General features: G+C 53.4%; 15 protein-coding genes and 1 tRNA gene. 12 read left to right on the forward strand and 4 right to left on the reverse strand.

Annotated elements, in window-relative coordinates:
* Position 1 precedes the first annotated feature (1 nt).
* Together HZ297_RS02765 and HZ297_RS02770 are read left to right on the forward strand one after the other, a co-directional pair.
* Positions 2–1213 carry an efflux RND transporter periplasmic adaptor subunit gene (locus HZ297_RS02765; protein ID WP_178861441.1) on the forward strand — a complete coding sequence of 404 codons (1212 nt, stop codon included), beginning with the start codon at positions 2–4 and terminating at the stop codon, positions 1211–1213.
* A 189-nt stretch (positions 1214–1402) separates the two neighbouring features.
* Positions 1403–1478, forward strand: a tRNA-Asn gene (locus tag HZ297_RS02770).
* A gap of 86 nt (positions 1479–1564) precedes the next feature.
* On the opposite strand, the gene HZ297_RS02775 is transcribed toward HZ297_RS02770, so the two are convergent.
* Together HZ297_RS02775 and HZ297_RS02780 are read right to left on the reverse strand one after the other, a co-directional pair.
* On the reverse strand, positions 1565–2590 hold the full coding sequence (locus HZ297_RS02775; protein ID WP_178861442.1) for an LPP20 family lipoprotein: 1026 nt from the start codon (positions 2588–2590) through the stop codon (positions 1565–1567).
* Positions 2580–3581 (reverse strand): CsgG/HfaB family protein, encoded by a 1002-nt coding sequence (locus HZ297_RS02780; protein ID WP_178861443.1) that lies wholly within the window; start codon positions 3579–3581, stop codon positions 2580–2582. The genes HZ297_RS02775 and HZ297_RS02780 overlap by 11 nt, the downstream gene beginning before the upstream one ends.
* A gap of 180 nt (positions 3582–3761) precedes the next feature.
* Here HZ297_RS02780 and HZ297_RS02785 point away from each other — a divergent pair, with 180 nt between their 5' ends.
* The 3 genes from HZ297_RS02785 (at position 3762) to HZ297_RS02795 (ending at position 8775) form a co-directional block, all read left to right on the forward strand.
* Positions 3762–4388 (forward strand): hypothetical protein, encoded by a 627-nt coding sequence (locus tag HZ297_RS02785; RefSeq protein ID WP_178861444.1) that lies wholly within the window; start codon positions 3762–3764, stop codon positions 4386–4388.
* A gap of 433 nt (positions 4389–4821) precedes the next feature.
* A complete protein-coding gene (locus HZ297_RS02790) occupies positions 4822–7836 on the forward strand; it encodes a bifunctional diguanylate cyclase/phosphodiesterase (protein ID WP_178861445.1) in 3015 nt (1004 codons plus the stop codon).
* A gap of 78 nt (positions 7837–7914) precedes the next feature.
* Entirely contained in the window at positions 7915–8775 is an 861-nt protein-coding gene (locus HZ297_RS02795; protein ID WP_178861446.1) for a 23S rRNA (adenine(2030)-N(6))-methyltransferase RlmJ, read from the forward strand.
* Positions 8776–8846: 71 nt separating this feature from the next.
* Here HZ297_RS02795 and lptG read toward each other — a convergent pair whose 3' ends face one another.
* Together lptG and lptF are read right to left on the reverse strand one after the other, a co-directional pair.
* Positions 8847–9959, reverse strand: coding sequence for an LPS export ABC transporter permease LptG (gene lptG, locus HZ297_RS02800; protein ID WP_178861447.1), 1113 nt, complete (start codon positions 9957–9959; stop codon positions 8847–8849).
* A complete protein-coding gene (gene lptF, locus HZ297_RS02805) occupies positions 9956–11047 on the reverse strand; it encodes an LPS export ABC transporter permease LptF (protein ID WP_178861448.1) in 1092 nt (363 codons plus the stop codon). Before lptF ends, lptG begins: the two co-directional genes overlap by 4 nt.
* A 190-nt stretch (positions 11048–11237) precedes the next feature.
* Here lptF and HZ297_RS02810 point away from each other — a divergent pair, with 190 nt between their 5' ends.
* The 7 genes from HZ297_RS02810 (at position 11238) to HZ297_RS02840 (ending at position 19806) form a co-directional block, all read left to right on the forward strand.
* Positions 11238–12716: a leucyl aminopeptidase gene (locus HZ297_RS02810; protein ID WP_178861449.1), complete on the forward strand. Its 1479-nt coding sequence runs from the start codon at positions 11238–11240 to the stop codon at positions 12714–12716.
* A gap of 18 nt (positions 12717–12734) precedes the next feature.
* Positions 12735–13193, forward strand: a complete 459-nt coding sequence (locus tag HZ297_RS02815) for a DNA polymerase III subunit chi (RefSeq protein ID WP_178861450.1) — start codon at positions 12735–12737, stop codon at positions 13191–13193.
* A 178-nt stretch (positions 13194–13371) separates the two neighbouring features.
* Positions 13372–14145 carry a DUF4395 domain-containing protein gene (locus HZ297_RS02820; RefSeq protein WP_178861451.1) on the forward strand — a complete coding sequence of 258 codons (774 nt, stop codon included), beginning with the start codon at positions 13372–13374 and terminating at the stop codon, positions 14143–14145.
* A 173-nt stretch (positions 14146–14318) separates the two neighbouring features.
* On the forward strand, positions 14319–15050 hold the full coding sequence (locus tag HZ297_RS02825) for a response regulator transcription factor (RefSeq protein WP_178861452.1): 732 nt from the start codon (positions 14319–14321) through the stop codon (positions 15048–15050).
* A 194-nt stretch (positions 15051–15244) separates the two neighbouring features.
* Positions 15245–17362 (forward strand): sensor domain-containing protein, encoded by a 2118-nt coding sequence (locus HZ297_RS02830; RefSeq protein ID WP_178861453.1) that lies wholly within the window; start codon positions 15245–15247, stop codon positions 17360–17362.
* A gap of 188 nt (positions 17363–17550) precedes the next feature.
* On the forward strand, positions 17551–18591 hold the full coding sequence (locus HZ297_RS02835; protein WP_178861454.1) for a type IV pilus twitching motility protein PilT: 1041 nt from the start codon (positions 17551–17553) through the stop codon (positions 18589–18591).
* Positions 18592–18642: 51 nt separating this feature from the next.
* The gene (locus tag HZ297_RS02840; protein WP_178861455.1) at positions 18643–19806 is read left to right on the forward strand and encodes a PilT/PilU family type 4a pilus ATPase; all 1164 of its coding nucleotides are present in this window, start codon (positions 18643–18645) and stop codon (positions 19804–19806) included.
* Positions 19807–19892: the final 86 nt, after the last annotated feature.

Consider the following 19892-nt stretch of genomic DNA (forward strand, 5'->3'; position numbering starts at 1 on the left):
CATGCAAAATCCCGTGCGCAACCATCCAGGGATCCTGATCACCGGCCTGCTCATTACCGGCCTGCTCATTTGGGGCTTTTGGCCGCAAGCCGTGCTGGTGGAAAGCGCCATCGTCAAACGCGCACCGCTCACCGTCACCATTGAAGAAGAAGGCCGCACGCGTGTTATCGACCGCTATGTGATTTCCGCCCCCATCAACGGCATGACCTGCCGCATGCATCTCAAGGTGGGGGATGACGTAGCGCGCGGGCATGAACTGCTCGGCATCACTCCATTGGAATCCCCGGTACTCGATGCCCGCAGCCGTGCGCAGGCCGAAGCCCAGGTGCAAGCTGCCAGCGCCGCCTTGCTGGCTGCCAAGGAACAGGCGCGTGCCGCCGCTGCTTCCGCCCAACTCGCTGAAGACAAATACCGCCGCTACGGCCCTTTAATCGAAAAAGGCCTGGTATCGCAGGAAGTGTTTGATCAAGCCAAAACCGCTGCTCTGACCGCTGCCGCCTCCAAACGTTCTGCCGACTTTGCCGTTAAGGTTGCACAATACGAACTGCAAGCCGCGCAGACCGCCTTGAGCTACTCCGGTGCCGACAGCAAACAAACCAAGGCCCTTTCGCTGGAGCGCGTTGCCATCACCTCGCCTATTGACGGCAAAATTCTAAAGGTATCTCGTGAATGCGAAGGCCCCGTCACCGTCGGTGAATCCTTACTCGAAGTGGGCGACCCGACCGCACTGGAAGTCGAAGTGGACGTGCTCTCGCCGGATGCCGTCAAAATCAAACCCGGCATGAAGGTGCTGTTTGACCGCTGGGGCGGCGATGAGCCGTTGGAAGGCCGCGTCAGAAGAATCGAACCGGTTGGCTTCACCAAAGTGTCCGCACTCGGTGTTGAAGAACAGCGTGTCCTGGTGATTTCCGACTTTGTTTCCCCGGCAGAAAAATGGCAGCGTTTGGGCGATGGCTACCGAGTGGAGGCCAAATTTATTCTCTGGCATGAAGACCAAGTGTTACAGATTCCTTCCAGCGCGCTTTTCCGCTATGAAAACGGTTGGGCGGTGTTTACCATTGAAAACGGCCTGGCCAAACGTCAAATGGTGACCTTGGGACAGCGCAACGGCCTGACCGCACAGGTGCTTACCGGCCTGTCCGAAAAGCAAATCATCATTAACCATCCGAGCGATGCGGTGGAAGATGGCGTGCGCATTAAAATACGCCCATAAAAGCCCATTTTGAGAATAAAAACCGGGCATTTATGGGCTTTAACAAAAAAATCAACCAGTTATTAAAACCCGGCTGCAAGCCTTGCTAGGCATCGTTTTCTATCTCAAAAAAAATTATAAAAAACGCTTGCAAAGCATTTTCAACTCTCTATAATACGCACTCATCAAGCGATAGCTTGGTTCTACCACTCCCCAATAGTTCAGTCGGTAGAACACCGGACTGTTAATCCGTATGTCCCTGGTTCGAGTCCAGGTTGGGGAGCCAAATTATAAAGCCAGGTATTTCAACCACTTAGAGTGGATTTGAAGCCTGGCTTTTTTATTACCCGTAAAAAACAGACGCAGCCGCTATTACTGGTGTATTCCCAATGATACCTCAAGACTGGACTGCTCAAAGCGTGTGTTTAAAGCGCTAAACAACTGCTGCCTGGCCTGCTTAGTGGTCAGCCCTTGGCCTTTAACCACAAATAAAACGCCGCCAATTAGGGTTCCATCCTCCGCCGTATTCATTTCGATTGTTTCTCGTAGCACCACAAAATCATAAGCCCAATCCTGATTAAGATTTGTCTTAACCGTTATTTGATCAGTCGCCTCTGAAGGTGATTGCGTCACCATAAATCCGGCTTGCAGTAGCTTATTGGTCAGTGCTTTGCGAACATAATCGGGGATTTCCGGACCTTGGATTGAAAAGATTGTCTGCTGTCTTGATGCCTCCAGGGAGGCTCGCACCTCATGCAGATAATCCTGATAAAGCCCTACCTCACGCAACGGTTCGAGAGTCACCAACGCCGCAAGATTGTTGCTGAACGTCGCCAGACCCTGCTGTTCTTTCTCAAAAAACAGAACGCGTCGAAAGCCTATGGACGAAAGCGCTTTTAGCGCCGTACGATATTGGCGAAGCTGTTGATCCAATTCGCGCTGCAAGGAGTGCGCCAGAAGCGCCTTGTCTGAGCGAACCAAGGCGGCAAAACGCTGGTATCCCAACGCTTGCAACGCCACCAGTTCATATTGATTCAAGGTGATTTTACGAATACTCGATTCAATGGTTTGCTGCGTTTCTTCTTGAGTATAACGATAGGCCGAGGAGGCATGAATGGTGGTGAGCTTTGTGGTGGCTTGAATCTCCGTTCCCAACTTGGCGGCCACATCACTCAACGCGGCTTCAATCGCCTCCTCTCTGGTTTTGCCGACACCCGAGCCATACAAACTGTTGCCATCCTGTGAAGGCGGCGCAGTTAACCATGCAGGTGTCACCACTGCGGGCTTGACCTCCGCGACCTTGTGCTGGCAACCACTCGCCAGCACCCCGCTTAACAAAATCAAAACGAATGCGGAGGTTTTTTCCTGCACCCTTTGCAGCGCGAGATTAGTGTTCAATTTGTTTCATTGCCTGTTGATGATTAGCCATCGCCGCGTCAATTCTTATCAGGGCCTGATTGATTTCGTCCACCGGCTCTTTTTGCAATCGGTCGGCAAGCACATATAAACGCTTGGCTTCTTGGTATTCACCTTGGGCTTCCTTGACCACCCCCAGATTATAGTTGGCGGTAGCGGAGTTTGATTGCGTTTCAAACACCAGCTGGCTAAACAGTGCTTCTGCCTTATCGAGACGATTAGCTTCCACAAACGCAATACCTTGTTCCAGATCGCTCTGTTGCGATGCCGTATAGGAAATATCCGGTTCGTCTAGCAGCTTGATTTGTTTATACACATATCTGGGTGCGATCTTGTTCACAAACTCCTCGGCAATGCTGTCCGCATAAGACTGCCAGACTTCAGCGGACATCGGAAACTGATAATTCCTGTCGGAACAAGTGCTCCAATCACCGGAACGGTTCAAATCCCCGCTGTAGATGATTTGCGCGGTTTCGACCGAGATCATTTTAATGTGTGCGCTCAAGGTGAAGGTACGACTCTTACAAGGAACCTTATACCTGCGTAACTCTTTGCATTTTTTATCGGCACATTCGGAGCGCTCCTCCGTGTACCATTTATCCTGATACCCCTTGGATGTCACCTCCCCCATCACAAAGGCCTGGGCGCCGATCAACTCGCCCAAGCGGACCGATTTCTGTTCGGGTGTGAGTCCGGAATATTGGAGTTTTTGTTCCGCAATCAACTGCTCGATATTTTGGCGACTTAGCACCTTGAAATAGGGCTGATTATTCAAAACCGTTTCATGGAGTTTGGTTTCGACCCTGCCTGCCAATCCAACGCTGTCGTTGTCAAAATCATTTACCGCAATCTGTTTTAATGCCGCGGCCATCGGAACTTCAGCCGGTTCCAAATACTGAATCTGAGTGGTCGTCGAACAGCCGGCCAACAAACCAACCAGCGCAACACAGAAGGTGACTTTCAGAAAATACATAACGCTACCTAATCATGAATGAAATCGAACCGCCGCCTGAACGATGGCGGGAACACAATGCAAAATTACACCATTCCCGATTTCATTCAAGCCCCAATACGACATATTCACCATCAAATCATTTTTTTTGCATAATTCCGTACTATTATTGAAACAACTATTCAAACAAGGAGGTGCACCATGCTATTTAAATTTAAACCGAAACCTATCCATCTACAGTTATTCGCCGGCCTGTTCGCCGCTACGCTGGTAACAAGTCTCAGCGGCTGTTCAAGCACACCCACCGCAGCTGACATTGCCGAAGACCAGGCCGAAGCCGAACAAATCAGAGCAGAAGCCCGCCAGGAGCAGGCGGAAAAAACCCAAGCCGCCATGGAAAAAGAGATGGAGTCATTGCCTGACTGGGTGATTGAACCACCCAAAGCCGATGCCACAGGATTTTATGGCGTGGGCCTGGCCTCTGATACCGATCTGGTGAACGCCATGCGTAAAGCCAAACTCCAAGCCTCTTATGAGCTGGCGCAAACCATGAAATCGGAACTCTCAGGGGAAGACACCATGACGGGTTCGGGTGAAGGCCAATATCGCTACGTCATCAATAACTTTATCGACAAGGTCAATCTGTCGGGTGCGGAACTGGTCAAGCAGAAAGTGGAACCGATTGGGGGCGTCTACAAGGCATACGTGATGATGAAATACCCCTATACGGATTTTAACCAGGTACTCAAAGATCAAAACGCCAACCAAGCCGACCAGCAGACGCTTGACCAGGCCTATCAACGTCTGATGTCCAAAATCGGCAATTAACAGCGCCCTCCATCTAAAAACGCTCATAGTCAAAAGCCTCGCATTTCGCATCACCACACTATGAGCGACGCCATTTGCAGATTCACACCTTAAGACCACATGAATCTTATCCACTCCTCACCCACTTTAAGGTAAGATGCCGTTAGGCAATTTACGCCCCCACAGGAACGCAGGAAAAGCATAAGCCCCCCTATGTTTCTGACAATACAAAACATTTAGATTAATTTTTTCCGATTGCGCCATGCGAAATTCCCTCTATCTGATACAAACGATACTGATTCTTATCCTTTCCTTTTCACTCTATGCGGACAATACGACCGCTTCGTCCGATTGGATGGTATGGGCTCTGTTGCTGTCCATTCTTGTTTTGGCGGCTATCTTTATTAAACGAGAAAATTTCATCCAGGCACGCCCTTTAAGCGCAACCCCGCATATGTCGCAACACATGTTGCTAAAATCGCTGTTTAAAACCATCCCCGATTTGGTCTGGTTAAAAGACGCTGATGGCATTTATTTGAGCTGCAATCCGCAATTCGAAAAACTCTACAACACCCCAGAAGAGAATATCCTCGGCAAAAGCGATTACGATTTTGTGGACAAAGACCTTGCGGACTTTTTCCGCAAACACGACCTCAATGCCATGCTGCAGGACAAACCCACCGAAAACGAAGAGTGGCTGACGTTTGCAGCCAACGGTTATACCGGGCTGTTTTCCACCATCAAAACGCCGCTGCGTGACGAAAACGGGCAAGTGATTGGCGTGTTGGGCGTCGCGCGCGACATTACCGAACGCAAAAATGCGGAGTTAAAACTGGAACGCCTGGCCAACCTCTATTCGGCCATGAGCCAGACCAATGAAGCGATTGTGCACTGCCAGTCAGAAGAGGAATTGTTCCACCAGGTCTGTCAGATAGCCGTGCAATATGGCGGCATGAAAATGGCCTGGATCGGGATGCTCGACGAGGCCACGCAGTCCGTTCAACCCGTCGCCAATTTTGCAGAACGTGACGAGTACTGCCAATATCTGGAGCAGATTCAGATTTCCATCGACGCCGATGCCCCCAGCGGCCAAGGCCCAACGGGCATCGCCGTGCGCGAAAACCACCCCTACTGGTGCCAGGATTTTCAGCACGACCCCAGAACAGCCGCCTGGCATGAACGCGCCCAACGTTTTGGCTGGCAGTCTTCGGCCTCATTGCCGCTGCACCGTCATGGCCGCGTGGTGGGCGCGCTGAATATCTATTCCGACACCCGCGACGCTTTCGACCAACCGGCTCAGGAACTGTTGCTTGAAATGGCCACCGACATCGGTTTTGCGCTTAACGAATTCGCGCACAAACGAGAACATCAACGTATTGAAGCCGAGCGTCAGGAAGCCCTGGACCGACTGCAAAAAATCGCCGCTCATCTGCCCGGTGTTATCTACCAGTTCAAACTCACCCCCGACGGAAAAACCTATTTTCCGTTTGCGAGCGAGGCCATCCGCGACATCTATCGCCTTAGCCCTGAGGAAGCCCAAAGCAGTGCAGCCAAAGTCTTCGGTATTATCCACCCGGATGATTTTGAGAACGTCGGCCGCTCGATCGAACACTCCGCCCTGACACTCTCGCTTTGGCATCTGGAATACCGCGTCAAGTTCGATGACGGCACAGTTCGCTGGCTGCAGGGAAATGCCATGCCGCAAAAAGAAGCCGACGGCTCGGTTCTCTGGCACGGTTTCATTACCGACGTGACCGAACGCAAAGAGAAGGACGCCAAAATCCAACTCGCCTCCAAGGTGTTTGAACAGAGTCAGGAAGGCATCATGATTACCGATCCTGACCAGAAAATCCTGATGGTCAACCAGGCCTTCACGCAAATCAGCGGCTATACCCTCGAGGAAATCCAGGGCAAAACCCCGCATCTACTGGCATCGGGAAGACATACCAAAGCGTTCTACGATGAGATGTGGACAACCATCAAAAAACAGGGCTTCTGGCAGGGAGAGGTCTGGAACCGCCGCAAAAACGGCGAAATCTTCCCCGAATGGCTCTCCATCAGCTGCGGCACCAACAGCAAAGGCGAGGTCACCGAATATGTCGCCATGTTCACCGACATTTCCGCGGTCAAAGCCTCCGAAGAGAAAATACAGCGGCTGGCACACAACGACCCGCTGACCGGCCTGGCCAACCGCCAGCTGCTGATGGACCGTCTGCAGCAGAGTCTCAAAGTCGCCGAACGCAGCGGGCGCGCAGTGGCTCTGCTGTTCATTGACCTGGATCACTTCAAGAACGTCAACGACACCCTGGGACACCATATCGGCGATGAATTGCTGGTAGAAATCAGCGCTCGCATGTCGCAGGTGCTGCGTGCCGAAGACACCCTGGCGCGTCAAGGCGGCGACGAGTTTATCGTGATACTGCCGGACACCGATGAAAACGGCGCCGCCCACGTGGCTCAAAAGATGGTCGAGGCGGTTGCCCAGAAAGTGGAAGTCGAGCATTACGACCTCTTTATCACCCCCTCCATCGGCATTGTCACCTATCCGCAGGACGGTAACGACGCTTATACATTGCTAAAGAACGCCGATGCCGCCATGTATCAAGCCAAGCATGACGGGCGTAACAACTACCGCTTCTTTACCCCGCAGATGCAGGCCCACGCCTCACGCCTGATGCAAATCGAAAGCGCCCTGCGCCAGGCGGTTGAACGCAACGAAATGTCACTGCATTATCAGCCGCAGATAGATGCCCAGAGCCATAAAATCATCGGGGTCGAAGCGCTGTTGCGCTGGCACCATCCGCAAATGGGTGCCATCTCGCCGATGGAATTCATTCCGGTGGCCGAACACAGCGGCCAGATTATTGCGCTAGGCGAATGGATTCTGCAAACCGCGCTCCAACAGCACAAAGCCTGGCTATCGCAAGGAATCGAACCCTTTGTCATCGCCGTCAACCTGTCGGCCGTGCAGCTGCGCCAGCCCGATTTGCCCAAGCAGATTTTCAAGGCGCTCGAGGAGAGCGGCGTCTCCCCCGAGCATCTGGAAATCGAACTGACTGAAAGCGTCACCATGTCCAACCCGGAAAGCGCCATTAAAATCTTTGAACAACTGACGCACAAAGGCATCAAAATCGCCATCGACGATTTCGGCACCGGCTACTCCTCGTTAAGTTATCTGAAGCGTTTCCATGCCACCAAACTCAAAATCGACCAGTCTTTTGTACGCGACTTGACGGTGGATGTCGAGGACCTGGCGATTGTTGAGGCGATTATCAGTCTGGCGAAAAGCTTGAATCTCAAGACCATCGCCGAAGGCGTCGAAACCCCCGAACAACTGGCGCTGTTGAAAGCGCGCGACTGTGACGAACTGCAAGGCTATCTCTTCAGCTGTCCGCTCGACAGCGCGGCGATGACAGAGTTTCTAAAACGCCATGCCAACGGCTTTGACAGTGAAAATCTAAATCACTAAAACGGCGTTTAAAACCGTTATAATGCCGGTTTTAAGCGCACCGCGCCCTTAAACGCTCCACGCAACCACGGTAAAACTATGCTCAGCTACCTGCACTCTTTCCACGCCGGCAATTTTGCCGATGTGCTCAAGCACACCATTCTGGTTCACACGCTGAACTATCTGACCCAAAAACCCAAACCGCTGTTTTATCTGGACACCCATTCCGGACCGGGTGGTTTCAGTTTGAATCAGAGTGAAGCGCAAAAGAACCGCGAATACGAAAACGGCATCGGCAAACTGTGGGAACAGGCCAACCTGCCCGAAAGCGTGGCGCAGTACGTGCAAACCGTGCGCGGCTTTCAGGCCGAAAACAAAACTCAACAGGCCGGGTCGGCACTCAGCCACTACCCAGGTTCGCCGTGGTTTGCCGCGCATCTGCTCGGCGAATACGACCGTCTCACGCTGTGCGAACTGCATCCGCGCGAACACCAAACCTTGGCGGGCAATTTCAAGGGCGACCGCCGTATTAAAGTCTTCAATCAGGACGGCTTTCAAAGCGCGATTGCCGCCATGCCGCCCAGAGAACGCCGTGGCTTGGTCCTGATTGACCCGCCGTATGAAATCAAAAGCGACTATGACCGTGTGGTTGAAGTGTTAAAGGCGTGCCACAAACGTTTTGCTACCGGCACTTACGCTATCTGGTATCCGGTGGTGCAGCGCAAGCAGATCGACAGAATGCTCAAGGCGATACAGACCAGCGGCATCCGCAATATCCAGGTGTTTGAACTCGGTCTGCAGGCCGACACCGCCGGACGCGGCATGACCTCCAGCGGCATGATTGTGGTGAATCCGCCGTGGACTTTATGGAAGGAGATGCAAACCGCCCTGCCGTTTCTGGCCGAAACCCTCGGCGGCAAAGCAGGCGTTTACAAAATGGAACAGTTAGTCGCCGAATAAACACAACAGACCGGCTGAACAGGCCGGGTAACAGCAAAGCGACCCGGCCTGTTGAGTTTTTGCGAAGGTTTTCAGCGCACGCGCTTTAACCACAAGACGGCCAGGGCAATCACCGTCACCGCGGGCAAAAAGGCCCCGACAACGGCCGGCAGGTGGTAAACGATACTGAGATTGCCAAACATCTGATTGAGCAGATGAAAGCCCATGCCGATCAAAATCCCCACAAACACACGCTGCCCCATACTCACCTGACGTTGCGAACCGAAAATCAGCGGAAAGACAATCGCAATCAAACCGATCACCACCAACGGCATGGCCAGCTTGCGCCAAAATGCCAACTGATATTCGGACGCATCCAGATCATTGTCCTGCAAAAACCCGATATAACCGCGCAAGCCCCACAAGCTCATATAACGGCTCTCGATATTCAGGCTCTCCAGCACCTCGGGCTGCAGCGGAAAATCCAACGGCAGGGTTTTCAGCGTTTGCTGCTGCCACTGCAGGCGTGGCGGCCAGGCGACTTCGCCTGCCGTAATACCCTGAGGTTGTGTGACAGCAAAAGATAACGCCTGTTGATTAACGGCTTGCAACTGCCAGCCTCCGTTCTCGAACACCGCCTTTTTAGCCTGCCAGACCTGCGAGATGTCGCCGTTTTTCTGCTCATAAATGGTCACGTTACGCAACTCCGTGGGAGAGACCGCCTGCTTCACATGAATGAAACGCTGCGGGTCTTTCAGCCAGAAACCGCTGCCGCTGCCGATGGAAAAGCCCTGCTGCAAGGCTTCGCTGCGCAGCTTCTTGGCATAGGTTTCACTCTGCGGCGCCAGCCACTCGCCCATCATGGCCACCACCAGCCACATCAGCAACGCCGTTTTGAGCACGCCCAACAGAATGCGTCCGACTGACCAGCCGGTCACGCGCAATACCGTCAACTCCGATTGGTTGGCCAAACCGCCCAATCCCATCAAAGTGCCGATCAGCAGGGCCACCGGAAAAATCTCGTAACCGTACACCGGCAGTTTCAACAGCGTATAAAGCGCCCCTTTGGCAAGCGTATAGGTTTCATCCAGCTTGCCGAGCTGAATCATAAACTCCGAAAAGCCGAGAATCACCAGCAGCACCAGCCACACCAACAAGGTGTGGCCAAACACCACGCTCCCCAAATAGCGTTCTATGCGGTTCATGCCTTGGCTCCTCTTTTTGAGCGCCCCAGCACAGCGCGTTTTGGTTTACCGGGCTGCCACAGCGCGTAAAGCAGAAACGCCAGCGGTACCGGCCACAGGCCCACAGCCAACGGAATGCCGCCGTTGCTGACGCCGTCACGCAATGTCACCAGCAGCTGGGTATAGACCACATAGAGCACAATCGCGATAAACAGCTTGGCGAAACGCCCTTCACGCGGGCCGGTTTTGCTCAACTTCAGCCCCAGCAGTCCCAGTACCAGAATACTCAACGGCACCGCCACTCGCCATTGCAGCAACGCCATGTCCTCGGCGGTTCCCGAGGCCCACAGCGTCGCGGTCGGAGCCCAGACGGCTTTGGTTTTCTGCTGGGCGGCCGCCTCGATTTCCGGCAAATAGCCTTCGAAACGCTCGAAATGCTGCACCGTCAGCGTTTCGCTGCCGCCGTGCAGCCCTTCATAACTTTTGCCGTTCAGCAACACCAGCGCCAGACGATTATTAATCCATTCAAACCGCCCCAAAGGCGCGCTCAACACCAGATCGCGCTGGGTGTCGCGGTATTGAATCCAGACCTCTTTCATCTGCCCTTCGGCGTCAATCTGTTTGGCATACAACACCCCTTTATTGTTGGGCAGGGTATTGAACTTGCCGGACACCAGCCCGGCAAACGGCGCACTGCTCTGCGCCTCACGCACCAGCTGCGTTTCCTGCTGATAACTCCACGGGGTGACCACCAGCGTAATCCAACCCGTCAGCAGCACCAGCGGCAACAGAAACCAAAACAGCACCTTCTGAAAATAGCGCGGCGCCACGCCGCAGCTGTTCAGCACCACCATTTCGTGATCCTGATACAGACGCCCCACCGCCAGCATTACCGCCAACAACGCCACCAGCGGCAGAATCACCTCCAGCGCCGGCGGGATTTTAAGCAGCAACACCTGAAACACAATCGAGGCCGGCAATTTGCCTTCCACCGCCAGCGCCAGCAGTTTGGTGGTCTCGGTGCCGAAGGTAATCAGCAGCAATACCGCCAGCACCGCCGCAAAGGTGGCGGCCAGCTCTTTCAACAGATACTTATCGAGAATACGCAAACGCTAAAAACCCCGTAATTCCGTTACAAAACGGCTCCAAAATCATTAAAATGGTGAAATTCCGTCCCCGCCAACGCCTAAGGGTTTTTGCCGGATTTTTACCGCAAAAACTCAACAGGCCGGGTAGCAGACATTTAACGCATTATACAAAACAACGCACCCCAAACGGTTTTTAAACAAAGGCTTTTCCATGAAACGACTCTCTTTTAGCTTGAATGCCCACGCCCAACATTTCGACACGCTGATTGCTCCGGTATTCGCCGACGGCACGCTGGATCAGAGCGTCAGCGACTTTCAGGCCGACCTACAGGATCAGGTCAGCCAGCTGGTCGACAGCGGCGACTTCAGCGCCAAACCCGGCAAAACGCTGCTGCTGGTGCAAACCGGCACCGGCCCCAAACGTATTCTGCTGGTCGGCTTGGGGGAGGCCGAAAAACTCTCGGTTAAAGCCTATTTAAGCGCGCTTAAAGCGGCTGCCACGGCGATTGAAAACAGCGGCGCGCAAACGGCCCTGAACCTGTTGGCGCAAGTCCAGCCCAACGGCTTCGACCTGCCCTGGGCGATTCGCCAGAACGCGCAGGTGTTCCAGCAAAGCTGCTACGACTATGCCCACGAAAGCCGCGGCGAGCACCATGCCAAAGACCCTAAACTGAACGCGATGGTCTTTGCCGCCGAAGCCAACCCAACCAACGAAGCCGCCATGACGCAAGGCCAGGCCACCGCGATCGGTATGGCGCTGACGCAGGATCTGGCGAACATGCCGAGCAACTTCTGCACCCCGACGCATCTGGCCAACACCGCCAAAGAGCTGGGCAGCACTTACGGTTTTGAGACCCATATTCTGGATCGCGAAGAGATGATCGAAATGGGCATGGGGTCGTTTATGGCGGTCGCGCAAGGCAGCCAGACTCCGCCTAAGATGATTTGCCTCTCTTATCAGGGCGGCAGCGATGAAGCCCCGATTGCCCTGGTCGGTAAAGGCGTGACTTTCGACACCGGCGGTATCTCTTTGAAGCCGGGTGCCGACATGGACGAGATGAAATACGATATGGGCGGCGCGGCGGCGGTGCTGGGTGTGTTCAAGGCGTTGGGCGAGCTTAAACCCAAGATGAATGTGGTCGGCGTGATTCCCGCCACCGAAAACATGCCGTCCGGCAATGCCATCAAACCGGGCGACGTGGTCACCTCCTTGTCAGGCCAAACCATCGAAATCCTCAACACCGACGCCGAAGGCCGCCTGATTCTGTGCGACGCGCTGACTTACACCCAGCAAACCTACAAGCCTTGCAAAATCGTCGATATGGCGACCTTGACCGGCGCCTGCATTATCGCCTTGGGTCACCACGTTTCCGGCTTGATGGCCAATGACCAAACATTGGCCGATGCCCTGATCGCCGCCGGGCAAAAAACCTACGACCGCGTCTGGCAGATGCCGCTGGGCGAAGAGTGGGACGAGCAGTTGAAATCCAACTTTGCCGACATGGCCAATATCGGCGGCCGTGCCGGCGGCAGCATCACCGCCGCGCAGTTTCTGGCGCGCTTTACCAAAGAGGTTTCCTGGGCGCACCTGGACATTGCCGGCACGGCGTGGGTCAGCGGAGCCAATAAGGGGGCAACCGGTCGCCCGGTGCCGACCATTGTGCAGTTCCTGTTGGATCAAATCCAATAATCATTGAGGTCGGCGGCAATGACAGAAAACGTTCAAACCCTGCAAACAGCCGCGTCGCAAGACGTGCTCTTTTATGTGCTTAACAGCACCGAACCGCAAAAGCGCGAACGTTTTCTGAGCAAACTGCTGCAAAAAATTCAAAACGAACAACGCCGGGCTGATGTGCGTTTTGAAAACGAACACGAGGCGCAACGCTATGACCTGACTTTGTGGGACACCCAGCCGCAAAGTTTTATTGTGCATAGCGTAGCGCGCCAAGTGGCGGCCCCGATCCAACTCTACGGCGAGCATATTCCCAAACCTTGTGAGGATGTGCTCGTCAATCTGCACCCGCAATTTCCGCAGGAATTCAGCCGTTACCAACGCACTATCGAAATCCTCGATCAAACCGACTATCTGGTGCAAATGGGACGCGAGCGCTATAAAGCCTACAAAGCCCAAGGCATCGAACCCACCGTCCATAAAATCGGGTTTTAACTCAACCCTCTTTTTCGTGCGCGTTTTCTTGCGTGGCCTATGATAAAGTTTTGTTAAGATTTAAAAAAACCCACTATTACACTAAGCGATTTTATAAGCATATAAACACATCGGATTTTTCTTATATAACCATTCCATGATACTTTGAACAGCACAATTCCAACGGGGGGAATGTTACATGTTCAACGCCATTCAAGACACTTTTAAAAATCTCTGGTTCCGCGATCCCAAGGAACAGACCCCATATATCAACGACACCGCCGTGCGTATCCGTGCCGGATTCCTGCTGTTTATTCCCATCTACATGCTTTATACACTGATTGACGTGGTCTACGGTTCGAACTGGGTGGTGGACGGCAACACCGCCGTGGATACCTATGAGATGAACTGGGACGACCAGATTATCTATTCGGTTGAAGCGGTCAGACGCACCTATGACTATACCATCCAGACCTGGGTGCTGTGGTATGCGCTGTTTGAAATGTTCGCCGGCATGTTTGTGGCGACATCGCGCCTGTCGCCGACAATCTTGATTGCCAGCTTCCTCGCCAGACGCCACCCTGCCGTTTGGAAACCCTTGTTGCCGAAACGTTTCGCCTGGACGCTGGGATCGACGTTCATCATCGCCTGTCTGGCTTTTTTCAATCCGGAAGTCCTCGCCAACTGGTTGAACGCCGTGCTTGCTACGTCCATTCCAACAACTTACAACTACATGCCTTATTGGATTCCGCTGTATCTGGTGTGGATTTGCTTCGGCTTTATGTGGCTGGAAACCGTGCTGGGCTTCTGTGTCGGCTGCAAAATCCACTCGCTGCTGGTCGCCCTTAAAGTTCTGGAAGCGCCCTGCGAAGCCTGTAACAATATCGATTGGGAGGCTATCGAGCGCCGCAACGCGGAACGCAGAAACGCCGAACGTCGCCAGCAGGAAGCAGAAAACACCTCACAGAGCTAAGCCCCGTTGACGTCCCCTCTTACGGCAATGCTTTAAGGGGACGCCTCATTTATGCGCATTTCCGTGTTAACCGGCGTCTGTTAAAATCAAACTCAATTCATCTATCCGCACAACGCTTTTAAATGCTACCGGGTACGCTACAGCAACGCGTGTCCTTTCAACGTAAAAAACTTATGCCTCTAAATACCGAACACCACACCATTAAGCTTTTGATTGTTGAGGACGATGCCCACACCCAGCATTTATTGCAGCTTTTTTTCCAGAAAACGCCGCAGTTCACGCCGCGTTTTTCCAGCCTCGGCAGCCAGGCCATTGCCCTGTTTGAAGAGTTTGCACCCGACATCGTCATTTTGGACATCACGCTGCCGGACGCTTCCGGACTCGACCTGATTAGCCACTTCCGCACGGATTCGCAAATCGGCATTATCATGCTTTCCGGTTCCGACGCCTCCGGCGATAAGGTGGAGGCCTTGACACGCGGTGCGGATATTTATCTGGAAAAGCCGGTTGACCTGCCGTTTCTCAAGGCGTCGGTGATCCGCCTGCACCAACGCCTGCAGCAAAGCCAAGTCGCTCCGCTGCTGGCCGAACAGACAGAAGAACCACTTTGGACATTGAATTCGCAATCATGGAGCTTGGACTTTAACCATCAGATTAAAGTGCGCCTTACCCCCAGCGAGTTCAAACTACTTGACCTGTTGTTGTCGCACAACGGCAAACCGGCTTCCAGCGAATGGCTTGCGCAGAAACTCAACCGTGAAGCCTACGACAGCTACGAGAAAGTCATCAGCACGTTGATTTCCCGCCTGCGCAAAAAAATAAAGGATGAAACCCAGCAATCCTTAATCATCAAAGCCTACCGCAATGAAGGCTACCTGTTGGTGAGCCGGATTGCCCGCAGCTGACCCGCACCCGCCGCCAACCCTCCCTCGCGCCCTTATCCACTTTCCCCAACACCAATAGCAGAAGCAGACGCCCGTTTGCAACTTTTGGTAATAAATCGCAGTTTATTTTGACCATTATCGGCATTCACTTTTTGTATGATTTCGCACAAAAATTATCTATCGTGCCAATCAGTAAATGAGTCCTTAAGTCCCTTATGCTGCAATCGATCTGTCAAAACCCACAACTTGTCGAAACCGTGTTACACACCGTTGACAGTCTCGTCATTGTATTGGACAAGGACGGTATCGTCCGCGCCATGAACGCCGCGGCCGTGGCGTTCACACATTACGATCCGGAAGAGGTCGTGGGCCGATACCACTGGTCCGACTTCGTCCCCGCAAAAGAGCAAGACAAGGTAGAACGCCTGTTTAAAAGCCTGCTCAAAAAACGAACCGTGCAAAATGTCGAGCATCATTGGCTAACCAAAGAGGGTAACCCCCTGCTTGTGAAGTGGCACAATACGGTGATTACCGATGAGCACGACGAGATTGAGTACGTGATCGCCACCGGGGTCAACATCACCGATCAAGCCCGACTGGCAGAGGAACTCAAGATTTCCAGCAAGGTCGTTGAAACGGGCGACCCCGTTTTAATCACCGATGCCGCCCTGCGCATCATCAAAGTCAATGAAGCCTTTACCCGGGTCACCGGCTACAGCGAGGCCGACGTTCTGGGACAGACACCGCGGATTTTAAGTTCGGGCGCACACGACCAGACCTTCTATGAGAACATGTGGCAAAGCTTGCAGACAAGCGGCTGCTGGGCCGGCGAAATCACCAACCGCCACAAAAGCGGCCACTATTTCACCGAGTACATGAGAATCTCAACGCTGCACGATAACGAAGGGCAAGTCACGCACTATGTCTCCTCTTTTATCGATATTTCCGCCGCCAAGGCCAACGAACAGAAACTGCGTTTTCTGGCGCGTTTTGATTCGCAAACCGGGATTGCCAATCGCGACTATTTCACCCGGAAACTCGACCAGACCATCCAAAGCCACCAGCAAAACAGACAGAAAGGTCTGCTGTTTTATCTGCGTCTCGGCTTTCTGGAAAAAATGGAGGCGCATTACGGCAACGCCTTTGTCGACACCGTCATACTGAAAGTGCTACATGATGTTGAGCATACACTGGCCGGCTACCAATATTTCCTCGGCCGGATCACCGGCTCCGGGTTTGGCATTTGCATACTCAATGTGCCCAGAACAGCCGGACTCAAAACCGCCACCCAGATCGCACGCTCTGTGGTGGAACTGACCAGACATTACCCCTTGGCGATCGATGAAGAGGACGAATTTTTCAACCTCTATCCGGAAATCGGCATCTGCACCTTTCCGGACGCCTACGATGCCAGCTCGCTGGATGCCGAGGCCATGCTGCATCATGCCCTGATCGCCTCGCAAAAGTCGCGGGATAAAAAAGAGTGCTACGAATTCTACTCCAGCGCACTGCAACGCGCGGTCGATGAGAGCCACAAACTGGAGGTTGCGCTCAACCACGCCATTCAGAAGCTGGACGAATTCGAGCTGCACCACCAGCCGCAATTTGATGCCTGCGGCCGGGTCACCGGCGGCGAAGCCCTGATTCGCTGGAAACATAACGGCAAGCTGGTTTCACCCGGCCTGTTCATTCCTTTGGCCGAAAAAACCGACGATATCATTACCATCAACCGCTGGGTTTTCAAGCAGGCGGTCGCGCAACTGCACGCCCTGGACGAAGGCGGTTTGCTCACCCAGTACCGCAGCCTGTCCGTCAATTTCAGTCCCAAATGCATTATGGCCGCCGATCTCGTGACCTTTCTCCAAAATGAGATCGAGCGGACGCCCTGGGTTGCACAACGCATCAAACTTGAAGTCACAGAAAGCTCCTTTATCCACGATATCGACGCCTTCAAACAGCGATTGGCGGAAATCAAAACCCTCGGCTTCAAGGTTTCAATTGACGACTTCGGCACGGGCTACTCTTCGTTGTCCTATCTGACAGAACTGGAGTTCGACGAAATCAAAATCGATCAAAGCTTTGTCAGCAAGCTCAATCAACGCTGCGAAAAGTCTTGCCGCGTTATCAAATCGATTATCAGCATCGCCAAAGCCCTCAACGTCAATGTTGTCGCCGAAGGGGTGGAAACCGCCATTCAGCTTGAGGTCTTAAAAGAGTTACAGTGCGCACACTTTCAAGGTTTTCTGTTCAGCAAACCGCTGCCGGTCAATGAGCTCACCACGCTTCTGGCCCGCAATCCGCCGTCTACGCTGGTACCGGCAAGCGCCGCCTGACCAACAACCGTTTTAGCGGGACGCCATCCGGGAGCCGGCTTTAGCACGGCTCGTCCGCGGTTCATCGCGCACTTCTCGGCCCACGCGGGCAAAACCTCAATAAATTCGCAAGAATTGTTTATTTTTGAAAAAATTCTTCACTATAATGAATCTTACTCAGTTAAGCCTTGTCGTTTGAGGAACCCCGCATGGATATTACCCAGCTTTTAGAATTCAGCGCCAAACAAGGTGCATCCGACCTCCATATTTCCGCCGGTCTCCCCCCCATGATCCGTATTGACGGCGATGTCAAACGTCTCGACACCGCCGCACTGGAGCCCGAACTGGCGCAGAAAATGATTTATGACATCATGAACGACGAGCAGCGCAAGAATTTTGAAGAGCACTATGAGCTCGACTTCTCGTTTGAACTGCCTCATGTCGCGCGCTTCCGTACCAACGTCTTTCGACAAAGCCGCGGCTTGGGTGCGGTGTTCCGTACCATTCCCAGCGTAATCCTGACGTTGGAAGACCTCAAGGCACCGGAAATTTTCAAAAGCATTGCCGACACGCCGCGCGGTATCGTGCTGGTCACCGGGCCAACCGGTTCGGGTAAATCCACCACGCTGGCGGCGATGGTGAACTACCTGAACGAGCGCAAGAACGCCCATATTCTGACCATTGAAGACCCGATCGAATTCGTGCACCAATCCAAACGCTCGCTGGTAAACCAGCGTGAAGTGCATCGCGATACCCACAGTTTCTCCAACGCCCTGCGCTCGGCACTGCGTGAAGACCCCGACATCATCCTCGTCGGCGAGATGCGTGATTTGGAAACTATCCGTCTGGCGCTGACGGCGGCGGAAACCGGTCACCTGGTATTCGGTACCCTGCACACCAGCTCGGCGGCCAAGACCATCGACCGTATCATCGACGTTTTCCCCGCCAACGAGAAAGCGATGGTGCGCGCCATGCTCTCCGAATCGCTGAAAGCGGTTATTTCACAGACCCTGTTGAAACGCGTCGAAGGCGGACGTATCGCCGCGCACGAGATCATGATCGGCACCGCGGCCATCAAAAACCTGATTCGTGAAGACAAGGTGGCGCAGATGTACTCGGTGATTCAGACCTCGAACCAGCTGGGTATGCAGACACTCGATCAGGATTTGAAACGCCTGGTCAACGAACGCAAAATCACCCTGGAAACCGCGCAAACCAAGGCGGTTAACAAAGACACTTTCATGAGTTAAAAACGAAATTGCCGTTTCATTCCATAAAGGCAATATCAGAGGAGATTTCCCATGTCGGACGCCATTAAAGAAGACCTGCATAAACTACTCATCTATTTCGCGGAACAAGGGGCTTCTGACCTTTTCATCACCGCCGGCCGCACGGCGGTCATGAAAAAGGACGGGGTGCTGGTCAATATCACCGAAGAGAAACTGACGCCGACCATGACCAAGGAATTGGCTTACGCCATTATGAACTCCGAACAGCTGGCGCTTTTCCAGAACACCAACGAATGTAACTTTGCCTATCACATCCACGGCAAGGCGCGTTATCGTGTCAACGTCTTTATGCAGCGCGGCACGCCGGGCATGGTTATCCGCTCGGTAATCACCAACATTCCGACGTTTGACAGCCTGCATCTGCCGCCGGTTCTCAAAGAGTTGGTGATGAGCAAGCGCGGTCTGTTTCTGGTGGTGGGGGGAACCGGCTCGGGTAAATCCACGACGCTGGCGAGCTTGGTCGACCTGCGTAACGAGCACTCCGACGGTCACATCATCACCATCGAAGACCCGATCGAATTCGTGCACTCCCACAAAAAATGCATCGTCACCCAGCGTGAGGTCGGCGTGGATACCGACTCCTACGATTCGGCCCTGAAAAACACCTTGCGTCAGGCGCCGGACGTCATCCTCATCGGGGAGATCCGCTCCGACGACACCATGGATCACGCCGTGGCCTTCGCCGAAACCGGTCACCTGTGTATGTCCACCCTGCACGCCAACAACACCAACCAGGCGCTGGACCGTATCATCAACTTCTTCCCGCCGATTCAGCGTAACCACGTATTGATGGATCTGTCGTTGAACCTGCGCTGCATCGTCTCGCAACGTCTGATCCCAAGCCTCGACGGCGGACGCGTCGCCGCGGTGGAGGTCATGATCAACACCCCGCGTATGCAGGATCTGATTTTCAAAGCCGATATTTCCGGCATCAAGAAGCTCATGGAAGATTCCGAAGACCAATATATGCAGACCTTCGACAAGGCGCTGTTCGACCTCTACGAAGCCGGCAAAATCAGCTACGAAGAGGCGCTGCGCAATGCCGACTCCATGAACAACCTGCGTCTTAAAATCAAACTGGAAAGTAAACTGCCGCTTCCCAAAATCGCCGAAGAGGAAATTATCTCGGTTAGCGGTCAACGCGGTTTCCGTGTACAGGACGATCTGGAATACTGAGTTTTCTTTCTCGCTGAAAATGTTTCCGATTTAAAACTGAACAGGCCGGGTAAAGCACACTCTACCCGGCCTGTTCAGTTTTTTCA

The organism is Thiomicrorhabdus cannonii (genome assembly GCF_013391695.1).
GTDB lineage: Bacteria > Pseudomonadota > Gammaproteobacteria > Thiomicrospirales > Thiomicrospiraceae > Thiomicrorhabdus > Thiomicrorhabdus cannonii.